This is a genomic window from Rhodoferax sp. TH121, from assembly GCF_002251855.1.
GTDB lineage: Bacteria > Pseudomonadota > Gammaproteobacteria > Burkholderiales > Burkholderiaceae_C > Allorhodoferax.
On the sequence record NZ_NOXW01000019.1, the window covers coordinates 203,577 to 222,761 of the forward strand.

Consider the following 19,185-nt stretch of genomic DNA (forward strand, 5'->3'; position numbering starts at 1 on the left):
CGAATAGCCCGAAGGCCCCATGCCTGAATTACCCGAAGTCGAAGTGACCCGCCTGAGTTTTGCCGACCGCATTGCCGGTGCAGAGGTGCGGGCGGTGCACATGGGCAAACCCCTGCGCTGGCCTTTGGGGTGCGACCCGGACCAGCTAGTGGGTCAGCGTGTGCTGCAGGTGCGCCGCCGCGGCAAGTACCTTCTGCTCGATCTGAGTGCCGGCTTGCTGTTGGTGCATCTGGGCATGTCCGGCAGTGTGGCCTTTGGCGGTCGTATGCCTCCGCACGGCGTGCACGATCACTTTGACCTGGTGACCACCCGTGGCACCCTGCGCCTCAATGACCCACGTCGTTTTGGCGCAGTGGTGTTTGCGTCCGCGGAGTCTGACCCCGTGGCCCAAAAGCTGCTGGGCCACCTGGGTGTCGAGCCCCTGGGCGAGGATTTTGTGCTGGCCGATTTCCAGTCGGCCATGGCGCAGCGCAAGGCGCCCATCAAGCAGGTACTGCTAGCTGGTGAGGTTGTGGTGGGTGTGGGCAATATTTACGCGTCCGAGGCCCTGTTTCTGGCGGGAATTCGCCCTACGACGGCGTCCAGCAAGGTCAGCAAACCCCGCTTGGCCAAGCTGCACACCGCCATCCGCAATGTGCTGGCCCGTGCGGTGCACAAAGGGGGCAGCACCTTGCGCGACTTCTCCAATGCCAAAGGCGAAAGCGGTTACTTTCAGCTGGAGGCGATGGTGTATGGTCGTGAAGGCGCGCCGTGCCGGGTCTGTGGCGGGGCGATTCGGGGCATTCGGCAGGGGCAGCGCTCCACCTTCTTCTGCCCCGCTTGTCAAAAACCCTGAGCGCAGCTCGGGGGCGACGGTGCTATATTGAATGATTCCACGGGGGATTCTTGGCTACTTCATTTAACGACCAGTTTGACCAGCATGGCACATGGCGCCGTGAGTTTGCCCTGCGCCTGAAGTTGTTGGGTGAATGGATGAAAGACCACGACCTGCTGGATGCCGGTGTGGAAGAGCGTCTGCGCCGACTCGAAGCCCAGGTACGTTCCGACAAGGTGATGGTCGCCTTTGTGGCCGAGTTCTCGCGTGGCAAGTCCGAGATGATCAACGCTCTGTTTTTTGCAGGGTATGGACGACGCATCATGCCGGCCAGTGCCGGCCGCACCACCATGTGCCCTACCGAAATGGGCTATGACGCCGACGTGCCGCCTTGCTTGCGTTTGCTGCCCATCGAAACCCGCCTCCAGCCCCAGGCCCTGATGGAGTGGCGCATGGCGCCCGAGAAGTGGACCCGCATTGACCTCGACGTGAACAACCCCCAACAACTGGCCAAAGCCCTGGAAAAAGTGGCCGAGACCCGCAAGGTCACCCAGGACGAGGCGCGCGCGCTGGGTTTTTGGCACAGCCAGGCGCCGGAAGACAACCCCATGGTCGACGCGCAGGGGATGGTCGAGGTGCCCAAGTGGCGCCACGCGCTGATCAATATTGCGCACCCGCTGCTCAAGCAGGGCTTGGTGATTCTGGATACACCGGGGCTCAATGCCATTGGTGCCGAGCCCGAGCTCACCGTGAGCCTGATTCCCCAGGCGCACGCAGTGGTCTTCATGCTGGGGGCGGATACTGGTGTGACCAAATCCGACTTGGCCATCTGGCGCGAACACCTGATTACTGAGTCCACCGATCCCGATGCGCGCCTGGTGGTGCTCAACAAGATCGACACGCTGTGGGATGCACTCAGCACACCCGCACAAATCCAGACCCAGATCGACCGCCAGAGGGCCAGTACCGCCGAAATCCTGGGCCTGCCCAAAGAAAAGGTGATAGCCGTATCTGCCCAAAAAGGTCTGGTGGCCAAAGTCACCGAAGACGACGAGCTGCTCAAGCGCAGTTGCCTGCCTTTGCTGGAAGATGTGTTGGGCCGCGGCATGATGGGCAAGCGCCAGAAAATTCTGGGGTCTGCCATGGCCCATGGCATTACCGATCTGCGTACCGAGACAGGCCGCGTCATCAACATCCGCAAGCGCGACCTGACCGAGCAAACCATGGAGCTCAAGGGCTTGCAGGGCAAGAACGCCACGGTCATCAAGCACATGCGCAACCGCATCTCGCAAGAACAGGCTGAGTTTGACCAGGGCGGTGCCAAGATCCACGCGGTTCGCTCGGTACACCTCAAGTTACTGCGCGAAGTGTTCGGCATTCTGGGCTCCAGCGCTCTCAAGAAAGAGATGGCGCAGCTCAACGACTCGCTCATGCAAAAAGGGCTGAAGCTGGGTGTGAAGCGCGCGTATGGCGAGACTTTTGATCGCCTGCGCGGCAATCTTCAAAGGGTGCAGGGCTTGTGTGGCGAGATTCAGAGCATGCTGGTGGCCAGCTTCAAACTGCTCAATGGTGAATACGGCTTCTCGCTCCAAGCGCCGGCCGAACCCGCCATGGCCCATTTCATGGCCGAACTCGACACCATCGAACGCAACCACCTGCAGTACCTGGGCGTGGGCAATGCCTTCAAGCTGGCGCAGCCCGAGTTTTCGGACCGGCTGGTGCGTGCGCTCTCGACCCGCCTGCGCTCGGTGCATGAAAACGCGCTGGGTGAGGTGGAGCTGTGGAGCAAATCGGCAGCAGCCCAACTGGACGCCCAATTGCGCGAACGCCGCCGCAACTTTGCGCGCCGTATCGAAGCGATTGACCGTATCTCGCAAGCGGCGGGTGGTCTGGACGATCGCATCGGCGAGATTGAGCAACAAGAGTCTGCCTTGAACCAACTGGACAGCAAACTGGCCGAGTTGACCGACTACCTGATCGCAGCCCAAGACGCCGCCAAGCTCATGGCGGTGGCCGCAGCGGCCTCGGCTGTGGACGTGGTTATTGCCTGAGTGTGACCGCGAGCAACTTTGCCACCCAGGTGGTGGCCTGGCAGCGCCAGCACGGGCGCAACACCCTGCCGTGGCAAAACACCCAAGACCCCTACCGGGTCTGGCTCTCCGAGATCATGCTGCAGCAAACGCAGGTGGTCACGGTCATGGGCTACTTTGCCAAATTCCTGGAGCGTTGCCCTACTGTGGCTGATCTGGCCGCTGCCAGCAGCGATGAGGTAATGGGCTTGTGGAGCGGACTGGGCTATTACAGCCGCGCCCGCAATCTGCACCGGTGTGCGCAGCTGGTGGTGGAGTTGCACGGTGGACAGTTCCCGCGCGATGCCGCGACCCTGGCCACCTTGCCAGGCATCGGCCGGTCCACTGCGGCGGCCATTGCCTCCCTGTGTTTTGGCGAGCGCGTGGCAATTCTGGATGCCAATGTGAAACGCGTAGTGACCCGCGTGCTGGGCTTCGAAGCTGACCTGGCGTCGTCCACCAATGAGAAGAAGCTGTGGGACGCCGCCACCGGTCTGCTGCCTGTGTCCGAGAGCGCGGCAACCGACATGCCGCGCTACACCCAAGGCATGATGGATTTGGGGGCCACCGTGTGCAGCCCCAAAAAGCCCAGCTGTCTGCTCTGCCCCGTACACAGCCACTGCGCTGCGGCCAAAGCGGGTCACCCCGAGCGCTACCCCGTGCGTACCCGCAAACTCAAACGCAGCAGCCAAAGCCTGTGGCTGCTGTGGGTGCAGCGGCCGGATGGCGCAGTGTGGCTGGCCAAGCGCCCAACGCCGGGCGTGTGGGCGGGGCTGCAGTGTTTCCCCCTGTTTGACAGCGAGGACGCGCTGCGTGCCGCACTGCCCGCCGAATATGCCGATCGTGTGCAGATGCTGCCGGTGTTTACCCATGTGCTCACGCATAAAGAACTTTTTATGCACGCGGCCCGCATAAATACTGCGCGAGAAGCTATGAATTTAGGAGCGGGGGCTTGGTTTTTACCCGCCGAGTGGGCGGCTGCGGGCCTGCCTGCACCTGTGCGCAAGCTGCTGGAGGCCTCAGCCTAGAGCGTCCATCTCGCGGTGGCGCTTGAGCGTGACCCAGCTGTCTTTGAAGCGCTGGGCCAGCTGCTCCACCAGGTACACCGAGCGGTGCTGCCCCCCCGTGCAACCAATCGCCACCGTCACGTAGCTGCGGTGGTCGCGGGCCAAGGCATCAAGCCAGCTTTCCAGAAAGTGCGCGATATGGTGCTGCATGCGTTCCACATCTTCTTCCGCTTTCAGAAAGTCGATCACCGGCTGGTCCCGCCCGGTCAGGTGTTTCAGCTCGGGGTCGTAGTGCGGGTTGGGCAGCATGCGCACGTCGAACATATAGTCCGCATCGGTGGGCACACCGCGTTTGAAGGCAAAGGACTGGAATACTAGTGTGAGCTGCCCGCCTGGCGCGGCAATCAGCGTTTTGACGTAGCCCTGCAGCTGCGAGGGGCGGATGATGCTGGAGTCGATCACGTGCGCCTGCTCGCGCAGGTCGGCTAACAGTTCGCGCTCCAGTTCGATGGCATCCACCAGCGCACGGCGTTCGTCCACCGTGGCGTCCACGCGGGACAGAGGGTGTTTGCGGCGGGTTTCGGAATAGCGGCGCACCAGTGTGTCGGTGGTGGCATCCAGAAACAAGGATTTGACCTCCACACCCAGCGCCCGCACGGCGGCCAGTTGTTGGGGCACCAGGGGCAGGGAGGTGGCGCTGCGCACATCCATGGCGATTGCTACGCGCGGCGCGTTGTGTTTCTTCTCTAGCTCCACAAAATCCAGCAGCAGCTCCGGTGGCAGGTTGTCCACACAGTAGAAGCCGGCGTCTTCCAGCGCATTCAGCGCCACTGATTTACCGGAGCCGGACATGCCGGTGATGAGCACAATCTCCATCACGCCCCCGCTTGCAACATCTCTTTGGCGTGGGCCAGCGTGGTGCCCGAGAGCTTTTCACCGCCCAACATGCGGGCAATTTCGGCCACGCGCTGCTCGCCGCCCACGGAGGCCACGGTGCTCAGGGTGGCGCTGCCTTGCAGCTGCTTGGATACGACCAAATGGTGGTGCGCGCACGCGGCTACCTGGGGCAGGTGGGTCACGGCCAGCACCTGGCGGTCGCTACCCAGCTGTTGCATAAGGCGGCCCACGGTCTCGGCCACCGCGCCGCCCACACCGGAATCCACCTCGTCAAAGATCAAAGTCTGGGCCGTGCCCAAGCGGCTGGTAGTGACCGCGATGGCCAGCGCCATGCGCGACAGCTCGCCACCTGAGGCGACCTTGCCCACCGGGCGCGGCGTGCTGCCGGCGTGGCCTGCGGCCAGAAACTGCACGTCTTCCAAACCACTGGCCTGGGGCTGGGCCAGGGGCTCCAGCGCCACCTCAAACCGGCCGCCCTGCATGCCCAGCCCTTGCATGGCTTGCGTGATGCTTTGGGCCAGCAGGGGCGCAGCCTTGGCGCGTTGCTTGGAAATGGTTTTGGCCTCGGCCATGAAGGCGGCCTGGGCCTTGCGCTCTTTGGCCTGCAGGCCGTCCAGGTCGGCAGCGGCGTCCAGCTGGGCCAGCTCGGTCTTCCAGCTCGCCCACAACTCGGCCAGTTCTTCGGGCGGGCGTTTGTAGCGGCGCGACAGACTCACCCAGAGCGACATGCGTTCGTCCAGCTCGGCCAGGCGTTCGGGGTCCAGCTCGGCGCGGCGCGCGTAACTGCGCAGGCTGTGCACCGTGTCTTCAATTTGCGCGACGCTGGAGTTGAGGGCCTCAACGGCGTCTTTGAACTCGGCTTCCAGGTGTGACTGGGCTTGCAGCAGTTGCAGCGCGGCGTGCAGTGGGGCGAGGGCGTTGGTGTCGTCGTCTTCCAGCAGATTGACCGCGCCTTGGGCCGCGTCAATCAGCGCCTGCCCGTTGGCCAGGCGGCTGTGGCTGGCGTTGAGCTCGGGCCACTCGTCGGTGCCGGGATTGAGCTTGTCCACCTCGCCAATCTGCCAGGCTAGGCGCTCACGCTCGCGCTGCAGGCTGTCTTGTGCAGCCTGGGCTTGGGCGAGTGCTTGTTGGGTTTGGCGCCAGGTGGCCCACAGGCTGCTCAGGGCGCTGGTGTCTACCTTGGCGTAGGCATCCAGCAGGCCGCGCACGGCCTCAGGCCGGGTCAGGCTTTGCCAGGCGTGCTGGCCGTGAATGTCCAGCAGCTGCTCGCCAATGGTGCGCAGCTGTTGCGCGGTGGCGGGGCTGCCATTCACCCAAGCGCGGCTTTTACCCTGCGTGTCCACGGTCCGTCGCAGCAGCAGGGTGTCGCCGGCTTCAAAGCCCGCTTCGTCCAGCACGGCTTGCAGGTCCGGCGCGTTGTCGAACTCGGCGCTCACATCAGTGCGGGCCGCGCCTTCGCGGATCACGCCGGTGTCGGCGCGTGCGCCGGTCACCAGTTGCAGCGCATCAATCAGGATGGATTTGCCCGCGCCGGTTTCACCGGTCAGCACCGAAAAGCCGGACTCCAAATCCAGCTCCAGCTCGCTGACGATCACAAAGTCTCTGAGAACAATTCGCTTGAGTGCCATGTGTTCACTTTTGGTGGCGCTTAGGCCACCCCTTCATTCCAATGCATCTTTTGGCGCAGGGTGTCAAAGTAGGTCCAGCCCACGGGGTGCAAAAAGCGTACCTTGTGCTGCGAGCGGGTTACCTCAATGCGGTCGCCGTGCATCAGGCTGGCCAGACTCTGCATGTCAAAGTTGGCGCTCGCATCGCGCCCCGCTACGATTTCGATAGCTATCTGCGCAGTATCTGCAATGGCTATCGGTCGATTTGATAGGGTATGGGGGGCAATTGGCACCATCACCCAAGCGGCAATCGAGGGGTGCAGCAACGGCCCACCGGCCGACATGGCGTAGGCGGTGGAACCCGTGGGCGAGGCAATGATCAGCCCGTCCGCCCGCTGGTTGGCCACAAAGTGCCCGTCCACTTCCACCCGCAGCTCCACCATGCCCGAGGTCGCGCCGCGGTTCACCACCACGTCGTTCATGGCCTCGGCCTCAAACACGCAGTGGCCATCGCGCATCACGCGGGCATGCATCAGCGAGCGGTCGTCCACCTCGTAGTGGCCGGCCAGCATGGGGGCCAGCGTGGCTTTGTATTGCTCGAAGCGGATGTCGGTAATAAAGCCCAGCCGCCCGGAGTTGATGCCGATCAGCGGCACCTGGTAGCGCGCCAGCTGGCGGCCAATGCCCAGCATGGTGCCATCACCCCCCACCACCAGGGCCAGGTCGCAATGGGTGCCAATGCCGTCCACATCCAGCGTGGTGTAGTTGCTTAAGCCCGTGTTGGTGGCGGTGTCGGCTTCGATCACCACCTCGCAGCCCTGGTCCATCAGATAGTGGGCAATCTCGTCCAGCGATTTACGGGACGACGCCCCCGCAGCGCTGGTGCCGGTGGATTGGTACTTGCCGATCAGAGCGACATGCCTAAATTGGGACAACATGCGCAAATTAGACACTAAATAGGTTACTAAAATGGCCGCATGCTCGATGATCGTTCCAAGTTGTTGATGAAGGCGCTGGTGGAGCGCTATATCGCCGATGGACAGCCCGTCGGCAGCCGCACCTTGTCCAAGGCCTCGGGCCTGGAACTGTCCCCTGCCACCATCCGCAACGTCATGTCGGACCTGGAGGATTTGGGCCTCATCGTCAGCCCCCACACCTCGGCCGGGCGCATCCCCACCGCACGCGGCTACCGCCTGTTTGTGGACACCATGCTTACCGTGCAGCAGGGCACCATGCCCGCCCATAGCCTTGCACCCGACCAGCCGCAACGCGTCATCTCCAATGCGGCCAACCTGCTCTCCAACCTGTCGCAGTTTGTCGGTGTCGTCATCGCGCCGCGCCGCACATCGGCGTTTCGGCACATCGAATTTTTGCGCCTGTCCGAAAAACGCTTGCTGGTCATCATCGTGTCACCCGACGGCGACGTGCAAAACCGCGTCATCTACACCGAAGTGGACTACGCCCAGAGCCAGCTGGTGGAGGGCGCCAATTTCCTCAATACGCACTACGCCGGGCTCGAGATCGAAGAGGTCCGCAAGCGCCTGCAGAACGAGGTGGATAGCCTTCGCAGCGAAATTGCCACCCTGATGCAGGCCGCCGTGCACGCCAGCTCCGAGGCCATCAGCGAGTCGCAGGACGAGGTGGTGATCTCTGGCGAGCGCAACCTGCTCTCGGTGTCCGACTTTTCCAGCGATATGGGCCACCTGCGCCGCGCGTTTGATTTGTTCGAGCAAAAAGCCCAGCTCATGCGCCTGCTGGACGTGACCGGCCAGGCCGAAGGCGTGCGCATTTTCATCGGGGGCGAGAGCCAGGTGGTGCCGTTTGAAGACCTCTCCATTGTCAGCAGCCCTTACGAGGTGGATGGCAAGGTGGTCGGCACGCTGGGCGTGATCGGCCCCACACGCATGGCGTATGACCGCATGATCCAGATCGTGGACATCACCTCCAAGCTGGTGAGCAATGCGCTGAGCCACCATAAATAGCCTGCGCTGGCCCGGTACAATTGCTGGTTCGGTTGGGGCGTTAGCTCAGTTGGTTAGAGCAGAGGACTCATAATCCTTTGGTCGCGGGTTCAAGTCCCTCACGCCCTACCATTTCATGCATCAAGCCTGTTGTTTCCCGGAACGGCAGGCTTTTTTGTTCGCCCCGTGTGATGTTGACCTCGCGCAAGGTGTTGGGTCTTGGATAGGCCTACCCTGCAGGTGTACTACTTTTGAAAGGGAACACACCATGTCGCATTACCACGCAGTTGTCTGGTTGGATCATTCGGAGGCCCATGTTATGCACATTGCGCCGGACGATGTGGAGGCCTCCATCATTCGCCCCAAGCGCCCGCATTCGCATTTGCACGCCAAGGGCGGCGCGGTGGGCTCGGGCAAGGCTGCCGAAGACAAGCACTACTACCATGCCATCGCCCAAGCGCTGGCGGGCGCGGAGGAAATTCTGGTGGTGGGCCCTGCACAGGCCAAGTTGCAGCTCATCAAGCACCTGCACCGCCACGACCCACAGGTGGGTAACAAGGTGGTGGGTGTGGAGAGCATTGACCACCCCAGCGACGCGCAACTGGTGGCCTACGCCCGCAAATACTTTGTGGCCAAGGACCAGATGCTGGCCTGAGCCTGCGTTGCCATAGCGGCGCAGCCGGACTGGCTTAGCGCTGTTTGAACGTGGAATGCACCGCCGCCGGGTGGTGCCCCACAAACAAAGTGGTTACCCCAACCATGAGGGCATGGGCGCGGGTTTCATCCTGGTGCTCACACAGGGCCTGCATGAGCTCGGGGCGCAGGTACCAAAGTTCGCCGATGTCCCGGGCGTAGCTGATTTTGAACTCCAGGTGAAAGTCCGCGGCACTGCAATAGCTGCGCACCACGCTGAGCATGGCGTTGCGGATTTTCTCCATGGCCTCCTCGGGGCTCTCCAGTGGCTCGGGGAGCAAAAAGTTCCAGAAACTGTTTTTGATGCGCATGCCGTCAGTCCTTGTGTGTGCCGACTTTGCATTCGGGTGTGTTGTGGTATCCCATGGGGGCAGTGTGCCTTGCGCATGTGAAGGCTGTCTGACAAACAGCGGGTTTGGCAAAGCGTTGTGCCAGCAATTACAAAGCGTTACTGCGCAATACCGCACACGCCGCTGCAGCGCCGCGCGCACTGCAGAAATAGAATGGTTCGCATCGGGCTCGCTCTCTCTGCACAAGGACTTTTCATGAAGGCGCTTCGCGTTGTTGGTATGGCTGTGGTTGCCATTGTGGGCCTGTTGGCCCTGGCTGTGGGGGTGCTCTACGCCCTGTTTGACGGTGACACCATCAAGGCCGAGATCAGCCGCGCGATGCTGGAGCAAAAGCAGCGCACGCTAGTGATTGCGGGCCAGCCCAAGCTGTCCGTCTGGCCCAATGTGGGCATTCAGCTCGATGGCGCAACCTTGTCCGAACGCGCCAGCAAAGACGAATTTGCAGCCCTGCAGTCCGCCCGCATCTCGGTGGCGCTGATGCCGCTGCTGCGCAAGCAGGTGCAGGTGCGCGCACTGGACATCGAAGGGCTCAAGCTCACACTGGTGAAGAAGAAAGACGGCACGTTGAACATTGCCGACTTGCTGGGCGAACCCTCTGCGCCTGAAGCCAGCAAACCAGCGGAAGCCGCCAAGCCAGCCGACCCGCTGCTGATTGATGTGTCCAGCATCCACATTGCCAACGCCCATCTCACCTGGCGCGACGAGAAGGCGGGAACTACCGCCACCTTGTCGAACTTGAGCCTGTCCACCGGGGCCGTGTTGGCCGACACGGGCAAGAAGACCGCCGTCGTGGAGAAGCTGAGCCTGTCGGCCAAGGGCCAGAGTGGTACCGATGTATTCACGCTGGCGCTCGACGCGCCCAAGCTGAGCCTGTCGCCCGACAAGTCGGCGGGCGAGGCCCTTACTCTGTCGGCCACGCTGCAGGGTGTGGCCCGCAACGCGACGGTGAACCTGGTGTTGAATGGCGTGGAAGGCAATGCCGACGCGCTGAAGGTGGCCAACCTGGCGCTGAAGTTGGACGCCAAGGCGGGCGACGCGGCCGTGAAGGGGCAGCTGAGTTCCCCTGTGGCGGTGAACGTGGCGGGCCAAAGCGTGGCACTGGCCAAGCTGGCTGGCAATCTGGAGGTGGCCCACCCCAGCATGCCCATGAAGAGCGTGAGCCTGCCGATCAACGGTAGCCTGAAGGTGGATGCGCTGCAGCAGACCGCTGCGCTGGAGTTGGCCACCCAATTTGATGAATCCAAGATCGCCACCAGCGTGAAGGTGGCCAAGTTTGCGCCGCTGGTGTTGGCATTTGATCTGGATGTAGACAAGCTCAACGTGGACAAGTACTTGCCACCCAAGCCCGCCACCACAGCGCCAGCCAAAGAGGCTGCAGCGGCCAAGGAAGCGCCCGTGGATCTGAGCGCGCTCAAGGGCCACACGGTGAACGGTGCCATTCGCATCGGCGCGCTGCAGGTATCCAACCTGAAGCTGGAAAAGATCAACGCCAAGCTGGAGCTGGCGGGCGGCAAGCTGGATGTGGCGCCCTTGTCGCTGCACCTGTACGAGGGCAGCACCAGTGGCAGCCTGTCGGTCAACGCCAATGGCAACGCGGTGGCCATCAAGCAGGCACTGGTGGGCATCAGCATCAACCCGCTGATGAAAGACCTGGTGGCCAAGGATCTGCTGGAGGGCAAAGGCAATGTGACGCTGGATATCAACACCCAAGGCAGCACGGTGACGGCCATGAAGAGGGCGCTGGGCGGGTCGGCATCGCTGGCACTCAAAGACGGTGCCATCAAAGGCATCAATCTCGCGCAAAGTCTGCGCGACGTGAAGGCCAAGCTGGGTCAGGCCGACAGCACCCAGGCGGCCAATGCCAGCCAGAAAACCGATTTCTCGGAGCTGACCGGCTCCTTCAAAATTGCCAATGGCGTGGCCCGGAATGACGACTTGGCCATGAAGTCCCCCTTCATCCGCCTGGGCGGTGCGGGCGATGTGGATGTGGGCGCCGGCCAGATGAATTACCTGGCCCGTGCCACGGTGGTGGCCAGTGGCGAAGGGCAGGGCGGCAAAGACGCCAGCCAGCTCAAGGGCCTGACCGTACCGGTGCGCGTGAGCGGCCCTTTCGACGCCTTGAGCTACAAGATCGAATTCGGCGCCATGCTGGAAGACGCCACCAAGGCCAAGGTGGAAGAGAAGAAGCAGGAGATTAAGGCCAAGGCCGAAGAGGCCGTGAAAGACAAGGCCAAAGACCTGTTCAAGGGCTTGCTGGGCAAATAAGCCGCCCCGCGAGGTGTGCGATTGCTCCTATTTCAGGAGCTTCTCGCGCAGTATCTATAAAGGCTAGGGGCCTATTTGGCTTATTTTTTGCCAGAACGTTCGCGTTCTGCCAGATGGCCGCGGCAGCTGGCGTTGATGACGCGTAGCTCTGCCAGCGTGGCGTCGATCTGGGCACGTTTGCGTTCCAGATCGGCTATCTCTGCGTCGGTGCGTTCGATCACGTACTGGAGCTGTTGCACGCGGCCTTCGCCCTGGTCGCCATACAGGTCGAGGTAACGCTTGATCTCGGACAGCGGGGAGCCAATCGCCTTGGCGCGCAGGATGAGTGCCAGGCGTGCACGGTCGCGCCGGGTGTAGACGCGGGCGCCGTTGATGCGGCGTGGGCTGAGCAGACCCTTGTCTTCGTAAAAACGCAGTGCACGCAGCGTGATGCCGAATTCGCGGCACAGCTCGGTGATGCCGAACAGCTCGGTCGCACCCTCGTCGCGGTGGGAGGCGACGAAGGCCTGCGCATCTGCCACCGTGGTGTCGGTGGCCACGGGCTTAAATGACACGTTGCAGGCGCATGGCGACGCCCATATCGCCACTGACCTTGAGCTTGCCAGCCATGAAGCCGGTGGCGGGCTCCAGGTCACCGTCCAGCATGGCTTGCAGGTTGTCCAGCGTGATGCCCACGGTGCAGTCGGCATCGGTGTTGTCATTGCTCACGCTGTTGGGGGTGCTTTTGCCGTCGATGACGATGACGCCGTCGGCGCCCATGTCGAACTTCAGGGTGGCGTTGAGGCCACTGTCGGCGCCCACTTTGGCGCGGATGGCTTCGGTTGCAGATGCGAGAGACATGGTGGTTTCCTTGTGAGTTGGAGAGAGGGTCGGGCTGGATCGTATCCCCACAGCATAACGTATAGCATAGTAAAAACACCTATACGGCAATAGGTTGACGTTAACGTCACCATCGCCTTTAATGCGCCAAGACGTTTGAAGGACCTGTTGCCATGCCCGCTCTCCGCTCCAAGATCAATCCCCGCTCTGCCGGCTTCGCGGCCAATGCCCAGCGCATGGCCGAACTGCTGGCCGAGGTGCAGCGCCTGGAGGGGCTGGTGATTGCCGAGTCCGAATCCAAGCGCGAAAAGTTTGAAAAACGCAAGCAGCTGCTACCGCGCGAACGTGTGGCCCGCTTGCTGGACCGCGGGACGCCGTTTCTGGAGTTGAGCCGCCTGGCCGGCCTGAACATGCACGACGACGATGGCAAGAAGGCCGTGCTGGGCGGTGGCTCCATCATCGGTATCGGTGTTGTCGCTGGCAAGCGCTGCCTGATCTCGGTGAACGACAGCGCCGTCAAAGGCGGCACGGTGGCACCCATGGGTCTGAAGAAGGCGCTACGTGCCCAAGAAATTGCGCTGGAGAACAAGTTGCCCGTCATCTACCTGGTGGAGAGCGGCGGCGCCAACCTGATGTACCAGGCCGAGATCTTCGTGGAGGGTGGGCGCAGCTTTGCCAACCAGGCGCGCATGTCGGCTGCGGGCATTCCACAAATTTCGGTCGTGCATGGCTCCAGCACGGCAGGCGGTGCGTACCTGCCGGGCCTGTCGGACTATGTGGTTCTGGTGCGCGGGCGCAGCAGCATCTACCTGGCGGGGCCGCCACTGGTGAAAGCCGCCATTGGCGAGGACTGCACGGATGATGAACTGGGCGGAGCCGAAACCCACGCCCAAGTGACAGGCCTGGGCGAATATCTGACAGAAGACGACGCGCACGCCATCGCCATGACGCGGGAGCTGATGGACAAGCTGAATTGGGACACCACACCGTCTGCCGCACCATTTGCTGCGCCGCTGTTTGACGAGCAGGAGCTCATGGGCATCGTGCCAGCCGACGAGCGTGAGCCTTACGACGTGCGCGAGGTGATTGCTCGGCTGGTGGACGGCTCGGACTTCTTGGAGTTCAAGGCCAGCTATGCACCCGAGATGATGTGTGGCCACGCCCGCATCGAGGGGCGCTTGGTCGGCATTCTGGGTAACAACGGTCCTATCCAGCCTACGGGCTCTACCAAGGCGGCGCAATTCATCCAGCTGTGTGACCAGAGCGGCACGCCGCTCATTTTTCTGCAGAACACCACCGGGTACATGGTGGGTTCGGCTGCCGAGCGAGGCGGCGCCATCAAACATGGCAGCAAGATGATCCAGGCGGTGGCCAACGCGCGCGTACCCAAGTTCACCGTGGTGCTGGGCGGCTCGTACGGCGCAGGCAACTACGGCATGTGCGGGCGCGGCTTCGATCCGCGCTTCATATTCAGCTGGCCCAGCGCGCGCACGGCAGTCATGGGCGGCGCGCAGGCGGCCAAGGTGATGGACATCGTCAACCGCGCCAAGATTGAACGCATGGGCATGGAAGCCAATGATGAGGCGCTCAAGGCCATGTCTGACGGCTTGCGCCTGCGTTTGGACAAGGAAAGTGCGGCCCTGTTTGGTACCGCGCGGCTGTGGGACGACGGAATCATCGACCCGCGCGACACGCGCCGCCTGCTGGGCCTGTGCCTGGCATTGGCCGCAGAAGCCGAGCAACGCAAGCTCAACGCCAATACCTTTGGCGTAGCTCGTCTCTGATTGCAAGCTTTACAACAACGACCCGAGGACACTCCATGAAATTCACCCCCGAGCACACCCAGATCTCCGACACCGTACGCAAGTTCGTCGCCAACGAGATCAACCCCTTTACCGCTGAGTGGGAGAAGGCCGGCATCTTCCCCGCGCGCCAGCTCTTCAAGAAGATGGGTGGCCTGGGGCTTTTGGGCATCAAGTACCCCACCGAATTTGGCGGCATGGGGCTGGACTTCAGCTATTCCATGGTGGCGGCCGAGGCGCTGGGGGACTGCAATGTGGGCGGTGTGCCCATGGCCATTGGCGTGCAAACCGATATGTGCACCCCAGCGTTGGCACGTTTTGGCACCGACGAGTTGCGAGCCACGTATTTGGCCCCCGCCATTTCAGGCGACATGGTGGGTTGCATCGGCGTGAGTGAGGCCGGTGGCGGCTCCGACGTGGCTGCCTTGAAGACCACGGCGCGCAAGGACGGTGGCGATTACGTCATCAACGGCTCCAAGATGTGGATCACCAACGGGATGCAGGCCGACTGGTGCTGCCTGCTGGCCAACACCAGCGAAGGCGCGGTGCACAAAAACAAGTCGCTCATCATCGTACCCATGGATGCGCCCGGCATCACGCGCCAGAAGATCGAAAAGATCGGCATGCACAGCAGTGACACGGCCCAGCTGTTCTTTGACAACGTGCGCGTGCCCCAACGCAACTTGATTGGCCAGGAGGGCATGGGCTTCATGCTGCAGATGCTGCAGTTCCAGGAAGAGCGCCTGTATGGCGCTGCAGGTGCGCTGCGCTCGCTGGACAACCTGATAGACCAGACCATTGCCTATACCCGCCAGCGCAAGACCTTTGGCCAGCCCATCATCCACAACCAGGTGGTGCACTTCCGCTTGGCTGAGTTGCGCACCGAGGTGGAGGCGCTGCGAGCGCTGACCTACCGGGCGGTGGAGCAATACGTGAGTGGCAAGGATGTGACCAAATTGGCCTCCATGGCCAAGCTCAAAGCCGGTCGCCTCAGCCGCGAGGTGGCCGACAGCTGCCTGCAGTACTGGGGCGGTATGGGCTTCACGGCGGACAACCCGATCTCCCAGGCCTACCGTGACAGCCGCCTGATCTCGATCGGAGGCGGTGCCGACGAGATCATGCTGGGCATCATCTGCAAGCTCGAAGGCACGCTGCCGGGCAAGGCCAAAGACGGAGTCTAACCATGCAGCAACAGCTGGATGCTATGCAATTAGGAGCTGTTCGCGCAGTATCCACAGGGGCTGCCCTGCATATTTACTTAAATCGGCCCGAGGCGCGCAACGCCATGTCCTTGCAGATGGTGGCCGAGCTGCAGCAGGTGCTGCGGGCGGCGGAGGCCACAGCGGGCACGCCCGGCGCTGTGCGCATGGTGGTGCTGCGCGGTGAGGGCGGGCACTTCTGTGCCGGTGCGGACCTGAAAGACATGGCGGGTGCACGCATGCGGGCCATGCAACGCGCAGAGGGTGATCCCGATCCGATCGCCGAAGTGAACGCCGCTTTTGGCCACCTGTGTGCCGCCTATGCCAATACGCCGCTGGCGGTGGTGGCGGTGCTGGAGGGCACGGTTATGGGCGGTGGCTTTGGTCTGGCCTGCGTGGCCGATGTGGCCATTGCCAGCGACACCGCAGCCTTTCGTTTGCCCGAGACATCGTTGGGCGTAGTGCCTGCACAAATCGCGCCCTTCTTGGTGGAGCGCCTGGGTTACTCGCAGGCCAAGCGTTTGGCCGTGACGGGGGGGCGGCTCGATGCTGCCGGTGCGCTGGCGGTGGGGCTGGTGCATGCGGTGACAACCCCCGAAGGACTTGCGGCCGCGCTGGACAAGACCTTGGCCGACATCTTGGCCTGTGCCCCGGACGCACTGGCCGCTACCAAGGCGCTGATGCGCAAGGCGCGTTTTACCGCCGCGGCTGACTTGGTCACCGAGGCTGCTGCCATTTTTTCCCACGCGGCCCAGGGGCCCGAGGGGCAAGAGGGCATGACGGCCTTTATCCAGAAACGCAAACCCATGTGGGCCGTGACATGAGCTTCTCCAAAATTCTGATCGCCAACCGTGGCGAGATCGCCTGCCGAGTCATCCGCACGGCGCGCAAGCTGGGCTACCAAACCGTGGCCGTGTACAGCGATGCCGACCGTGATGCCCCTCATGTGGCCTTGGCCGATGAGGCAGTGCACATTGGCCCCTCGCCAGCCGCAGAGTCGTATTTGAAGATCGATGCGATCCTCGATGCAGCCCACAAGACGGGCGCGGATGCGCTGCACCCCGGCTACGGCTTCCTCAGCGAGAACGCTGCCTTCGCGCAGGCCTGTGCCGACGCGGGCGTGGTGTTTATTGGGCCACCCGCCAGTGCCATCACCGCCATGGGCGACAAGGCTTTGGCCAAACAACGCATGCTGGAAGCGGGCGTGCCCTGTGCGCCCGGTTATCTGGGGGCTGACCAGAGTGATGCCGCATTGTCCACCGAGGCCAAGAAGCTGGGCTACCCGCTGCTGGTGAAAGCCGTGGCGGGCGGCGGCGGACGGGGCATGCGCCTAGTGCGCAATGATGCGGAGCTGCAGCAGGGGATTGAAGGGGCACGCCGCGAAGCTACCAGCGCCTTTGGCGACGGCACGTTGATGCTGGAGCGCCTGATCGACAACGGCCGCCATATCGAGATTCAGGTGTTTGCCGATGCGCATGGCAATGCGGTGTATCTGGGCGAGCGCGATTGCACCGCACAGCGCCGCCGCCAAAAAGTGATTGAAGAAGCACCGTCGCCGGTGGTGTCCCCAGCCATGCGCAAGTCCATGGGCGAGGATGCAGTGGCTGCTGCCCTGGCGGTGGGCTACCGCGGGGCAGGCACGGTGGAGTTCATCGTGGACGACCAGCTGAACCACTATTTTCTGGAGATGAATACGCGCCTGCAGGTGGAGCACCCGGTGACCGAATGCATCACCGGCTACGACCTGGTGGAGTGGCAACTGCAGGTGGCCGCGGGCGATGTGCTGCCCGCCAAGCAGGAAGACATCACACTGACCGGGCACGCCATTGAGGCCCGGTTGTATGTGGAAGATCCCTATTCCTGCTTTGCCCCGCAGACCGGCACCGTGGCTTGGTGGCGGCCACAGCGCGCGCTGCATGGTGGCGTGCGCGTGGACGATGGCATTCGCTGTGGGTCCGTGGTGTCGCCGTTCTACGACCCCATGGTCGCCAAAATCATCGTGCACGGCCGGGACCGGGACGACGCCATTCGCCGCCTGCGGGCGGCGCTGGCGAATACGCCCTTGCTGGGGTTGAAGAACAATGGCCGCTTCTTGAGCGACCTGGTGGACCACCCGGCCTTTCGCAAGGCCGAGATGACCACCACGCTGATTGACCAGTGGCTGGAGCAGGGCGAGCCGCTGCTGCAGCCACCCGTGGCCATCGAAGCGGCATGGACCGTGGCAGCGGTGGCCTTGGCCATGCAGCACGGCAGGAACCCTGCAGACGGCTGGCGTGCCAATAGCGTGGCGGCTTACGGTTTCCAGCTACAGACCGACGATACGGTGCGCGCTGTGCGGGTGTTACCGGACCGGCACGGCGGTGTGTCCGTCACCATGGAGGGCCACACCACCGCGGCGCGAGTGCTGCAATTTGCTGACGGTGTGTTGCGGCTCGAAATCGAGCGTGTCGCGCAGACCGCCATCGCGGTGTTTGCGGGTGCGGACTTGCACTTGGCGTATGCGGGCCACAGCCACGTGTTTACCGAGGTCTCGGCCTTCCCGAATGCGGACGCGCTCAAAGATGCCAGCCGTGCCCGCTCGCCCGTGGCAGGCAAGGTCACGCAGGTGCTGGTGGCGCCGGGCGATTTGGTGCAAGACGGCCAACAACTCGTCTGTGTGGAAGCGATGAAGATGGAAATGTGGCTTTGCGCCGAAAGCGCAGGCACGGTGAAAGCCGTGCATGCCCGGGCGGGCGACCAGGTCGAGTCCGGCGCGGTGCTGGTCGAGCTTGAACTCAACACGAAGAAGGATGCATGATGGACAAAGCCATACTGACTTGCGCGCTGACCGGCGTGCTGACCAACCCCAAGCAGCACCCAGTGCCCGTCACTCCGGCGCAAATGGCCTCCGAGGCGCGCGACGCTTTCAATGCGGGTGCCAGCATCATGCACATCCACATGCGCAGCCAGGAAGAGGGCATGGGCCACATGCCCTCGTGGGACCCCGATGTGGCCGAGAACATCGTGAGTGCCATCCGTGAGGCTTGTCCCGGTGTCATCATCAACCTGACCACGGGTGTGGTGGGCAAAGACATCAGCGGCCCGCTGGCCTGCATACGCCGCGTGAAGCCCGAGATTGCCGCCTGCAACGCTGGCAGCCTTAACTACCTCAAGCTCAAGGAAGACGGCTCCTGGGCGTGGCCGCCCATGGTGTTCGACAACCCGGTGGCCAAGGTGCAGCAGTTTTTGGATGTGATGGAAGAGGCCGGTACCCACCCGGAGTTCGAGTGTTTTGACGTGGGCATCGTGCGGTCGGTCACCATGTACCTGAAAAATGGCATGCTCAAGCCCACCATGGGGCGCGCGGAATACAACCTCGTGATGGGGGTTGCATCTGGCATGCCCTGTGATGCCGATCTGCTTGCCTTGTTGCCCAAGTACATGGCGCAGGACAGCGTTTGGCAGACCACATTGATCGGCCGCACTGAGATTTGGCCCGTGCACCAGAAGACCGCTGACCTTGGGGGCATGTTGCGTACCGGCTTGGAAGACACATTTTATCTGCCGGGCGGAGAGCGGGCCAAGGGTAACGGCGAGTTGATCGCTGCATTGGCGGTGTGCGCACACAACGCCGGCCGCGGTATCGCCAGTCCGTCAGAGGCCAGAGCCATGTTGGGCCTGCGTGCCGGGTAGAATACGGCCATCCCGAATACTGCTGAAAAG

At 62.8% G+C, this 19,185-nt stretch carries 17 protein-coding genes and 1 tRNA gene; 12 read left to right on the plus strand and 6 right to left on the minus strand.

Annotated features, from left to right (window positions below; all coding sequences use genetic code 11):
* Positions 1 to 19: 19 nt before the first annotated feature.
* The 3 genes from mutM to mutY are packed head-to-tail and all read left to right on the plus strand — an operon-like array spanning position 20 to position 3,911.
* Positions 20 to 835, plus strand: coding sequence for a bifunctional DNA-formamidopyrimidine glycosylase/DNA-(apurinic or apyrimidinic site) lyase (gene mutM, locus CHU94_RS05190; protein ID WP_094477467.1), 816 nt, complete (start codon positions 20 to 22; stop codon positions 833 to 835).
* Between the two features lie 50 nt (positions 836 to 885).
* Positions 886 to 2,865: a dynamin family protein gene (locus tag CHU94_RS05195; protein ID WP_094477469.1), complete on the plus strand. Its 1,980-nt coding sequence runs from the start codon at positions 886 to 888 to the stop codon at positions 2,863 to 2,865.
* Positions 2,866 to 2,867: 2 nt separating this feature from the next.
* Complete coding sequence (mutY, locus tag CHU94_RS05200; protein WP_176451931.1) at positions 2,868 to 3,911, plus strand: A/G-specific adenine glycosylase; 1,044 nt, start codon at positions 2,868 to 2,870, stop codon at positions 3,909 to 3,911.
* On the opposite strand, the gene rapZ is transcribed toward mutY, so the two are convergent.
* From rapZ to CHU94_RS05215, 3 genes are read right to left on the minus strand one after another with little or no spacing between them, the layout of a single operon-like run.
* The gene (gene rapZ, locus CHU94_RS05205) at positions 3,903 to 4,766 is read right to left on the minus strand and encodes an RNase adapter RapZ (RefSeq protein ID WP_094477473.1); all 864 of its coding nucleotides are present in this window, start codon (positions 4,764 to 4,766) and stop codon (positions 3,903 to 3,905) included. The genes mutY and rapZ overlap by 9 nt on opposite strands.
* Positions 4,766 to 6,415 carry a DNA repair protein RecN gene (recN, locus tag CHU94_RS05210; RefSeq protein ID WP_094477475.1) on the minus strand — a complete coding sequence of 550 codons (1,650 nt, stop codon included), beginning with the start codon at positions 6,413 to 6,415 and terminating at the stop codon, positions 4,766 to 4,768. The genes rapZ and recN overlap by 1 nt, the downstream gene beginning before the upstream one ends.
* A 20-nt stretch (positions 6,416 to 6,435) precedes the next feature.
* On the minus strand, positions 6,436 to 7,332 hold the full coding sequence (locus tag CHU94_RS05215) for an NAD kinase (protein WP_094477477.1): 897 nt from the start codon (positions 7,330 to 7,332) through the stop codon (positions 6,436 to 6,438).
* Positions 7,333 to 7,371: 39 nt separating this feature from the next.
* On the opposite strand from CHU94_RS05215, the gene hrcA reads away from it, so the two are divergent.
* The 3 genes from hrcA (at position 7,372) to CHU94_RS05230 (ending at position 9,010) form a co-directional block, all read left to right on the plus strand.
* A complete protein-coding gene (gene hrcA / locus CHU94_RS05220) occupies positions 7,372 to 8,376 on the plus strand; it encodes a heat-inducible transcriptional repressor HrcA (RefSeq protein WP_094477479.1) in 1,005 nt (334 codons plus the stop codon).
* Positions 8,377 to 8,410: 34 nt separating this feature from the next.
* A tRNA-Ile gene (locus tag CHU94_RS05225) sits at positions 8,411 to 8,487 on the plus strand.
* Positions 8,488 to 8,623: 136 nt separating this feature from the next.
* A complete protein-coding gene (locus CHU94_RS05230) occupies positions 8,624 to 9,010 on the plus strand; it encodes a translational machinery protein (protein ID WP_094477481.1) in 387 nt (128 codons plus the stop codon).
* A 34-nt stretch (positions 9,011 to 9,044) separates the two neighbouring features.
* Here CHU94_RS05230 and CHU94_RS05235 read toward each other — a convergent pair whose 3' ends face one another.
* The gene (locus tag CHU94_RS05235) at positions 9,045 to 9,359 is read right to left on the minus strand and encodes a hypothetical protein (RefSeq protein WP_094477483.1); all 315 of its coding nucleotides are present in this window, start codon (positions 9,357 to 9,359) and stop codon (positions 9,045 to 9,047) included.
* Between the two features lie 234 nt (positions 9,360 to 9,593).
* Here CHU94_RS05235 and CHU94_RS05240 point away from each other — a divergent pair, with 234 nt between their 5' ends.
* On the plus strand, positions 9,594 to 11,663 hold the full coding sequence (locus CHU94_RS05240) for an AsmA family protein (RefSeq protein ID WP_176451932.1): 2,070 nt from the start codon (positions 9,594 to 9,596) through the stop codon (positions 11,661 to 11,663).
* An 80-nt stretch (positions 11,664 to 11,743) separates the two neighbouring features.
* Here the strand turns inward: CHU94_RS05240 and CHU94_RS05245 are convergent, their stop codons facing one another.
* Together CHU94_RS05245 and CHU94_RS05250 are read right to left on the minus strand one after the other, a co-directional pair.
* On the minus strand, positions 11,744 to 12,202 hold the full coding sequence (locus CHU94_RS05245) for a MerR family DNA-binding transcriptional regulator (RefSeq protein WP_094477487.1): 459 nt from the start codon (positions 12,200 to 12,202) through the stop codon (positions 11,744 to 11,746).
* Between the two features lie 4 nt (positions 12,203 to 12,206).
* Positions 12,207 to 12,503 carry an SCP2 sterol-binding domain-containing protein gene (locus CHU94_RS05250; RefSeq protein ID WP_094477489.1) on the minus strand — a complete coding sequence of 99 codons (297 nt, stop codon included), beginning with the start codon at positions 12,501 to 12,503 and terminating at the stop codon, positions 12,207 to 12,209.
* Positions 12,504 to 12,655: 152 nt separating this feature from the next.
* On the opposite strand from CHU94_RS05250, the gene CHU94_RS05255 reads away from it, so the two are divergent.
* Genes CHU94_RS05255 through CHU94_RS05275 form a run of 5 tightly spaced genes read left to right on the plus strand, consistent with a single transcriptional unit; the run spans position 12,656 to position 19,155 of the window.
* On the plus strand, positions 12,656 to 14,266 hold the full coding sequence (locus CHU94_RS05255) for an acyl-CoA carboxylase subunit beta (protein WP_094477491.1): 1,611 nt from the start codon (positions 12,656 to 12,658) through the stop codon (positions 14,264 to 14,266).
* 35 nt (positions 14,267 to 14,301) lie between these two features.
* Positions 14,302 to 15,465, plus strand: coding sequence for an acyl-CoA dehydrogenase family protein (locus CHU94_RS05260; protein ID WP_094477493.1), 1,164 nt, complete (start codon positions 14,302 to 14,304; stop codon positions 15,463 to 15,465).
* Between the two features lie 2 nt (positions 15,466 to 15,467).
* Entirely contained in the window at positions 15,468 to 16,307 is an 840-nt protein-coding gene (locus CHU94_RS05265; RefSeq protein WP_255033855.1) for an enoyl-CoA hydratase/isomerase family protein, read from the plus strand.
* A complete protein-coding gene (locus CHU94_RS05270; protein WP_094477495.1) occupies positions 16,304 to 18,280 on the plus strand; it encodes a biotin carboxylase N-terminal domain-containing protein in 1,977 nt (658 codons plus the stop codon). The genes CHU94_RS05265 and CHU94_RS05270 overlap by 4 nt, the downstream gene beginning before the upstream one ends.
* A complete protein-coding gene (locus tag CHU94_RS05275) occupies positions 18,277 to 19,155 on the plus strand; it encodes a 3-keto-5-aminohexanoate cleavage protein (RefSeq protein WP_176451933.1) in 879 nt (292 codons plus the stop codon). The genes CHU94_RS05270 and CHU94_RS05275 overlap by 4 nt, the downstream gene beginning before the upstream one ends.
* Positions 19,156 to 19,185: the final 30 nt, after the last annotated feature.

Bases quoted from the DNA above. Each gene is read 5' to 3' on its own strand.
- rapZ (WP_094477473.1), bottom strand. From the start codon at position 4,766: ATGGAGATTGTGCTCATCACCGGCATGTCCGGCTCCGGTAAATCAGTG.
- recN (WP_094477475.1), bottom strand. From the start codon at position 6,415: ATGGCACTCAAGCGAATTGTTCTCAGAGACTTTGTGATCGTCAGCGAG.
- mutM (WP_094477467.1), top strand. From the start codon at position 20: ATGCCTGAATTACCCGAAGTCGAAGTGACCCGCCTGAGTTTTGCCGAC.
- CHU94_RS05265 (WP_255033855.1), top strand. From the start codon at position 15,468: ATGCAGCAACAGCTGGATGCTATGCAATTAGGAGCTGTTCGCGCAGTA.
- hrcA (WP_094477479.1), top strand. From the start codon at position 7,372: ATGCTCGATGATCGTTCCAAGTTGTTGATGAAGGCGCTGGTGGAGCGC.
- CHU94_RS05250 (WP_094477489.1), bottom strand. From the start codon at position 12,503: ATGTCTCTCGCATCTGCAACCGAAGCCATCCGCGCCAAAGTGGGCGCC.
- CHU94_RS05255 (WP_094477491.1), top strand. From the start codon at position 12,656: ATGCCCGCTCTCCGCTCCAAGATCAATCCCCGCTCTGCCGGCTTCGCG.
- CHU94_RS05235 (WP_094477483.1), bottom strand. From the start codon at position 9,359: ATGCGCATCAAAAACAGTTTCTGGAACTTTTTGCTCCCCGAGCCACTG.
- CHU94_RS05215 (WP_094477477.1), bottom strand. From the start codon at position 7,332: ATGTTGTCCCAATTTAGGCATGTCGCTCTGATCGGCAAGTACCAATCC.
- CHU94_RS05260 (WP_094477493.1), top strand. From the start codon at position 14,302: ATGAAATTCACCCCCGAGCACACCCAGATCTCCGACACCGTACGCAAG.
- CHU94_RS05275 (WP_176451933.1), top strand. From the start codon at position 18,277: ATGATGGACAAAGCCATACTGACTTGCGCGCTGACCGGCGTGCTGACC.
- CHU94_RS05270 (WP_094477495.1), top strand. From the start codon at position 16,304: ATGAGCTTCTCCAAAATTCTGATCGCCAACCGTGGCGAGATCGCCTGC.
- CHU94_RS05230 (WP_094477481.1), top strand. From the start codon at position 8,624: ATGTCGCATTACCACGCAGTTGTCTGGTTGGATCATTCGGAGGCCCAT.
- CHU94_RS05240 (WP_176451932.1), top strand. From the start codon at position 9,594: ATGAAGGCGCTTCGCGTTGTTGGTATGGCTGTGGTTGCCATTGTGGGC.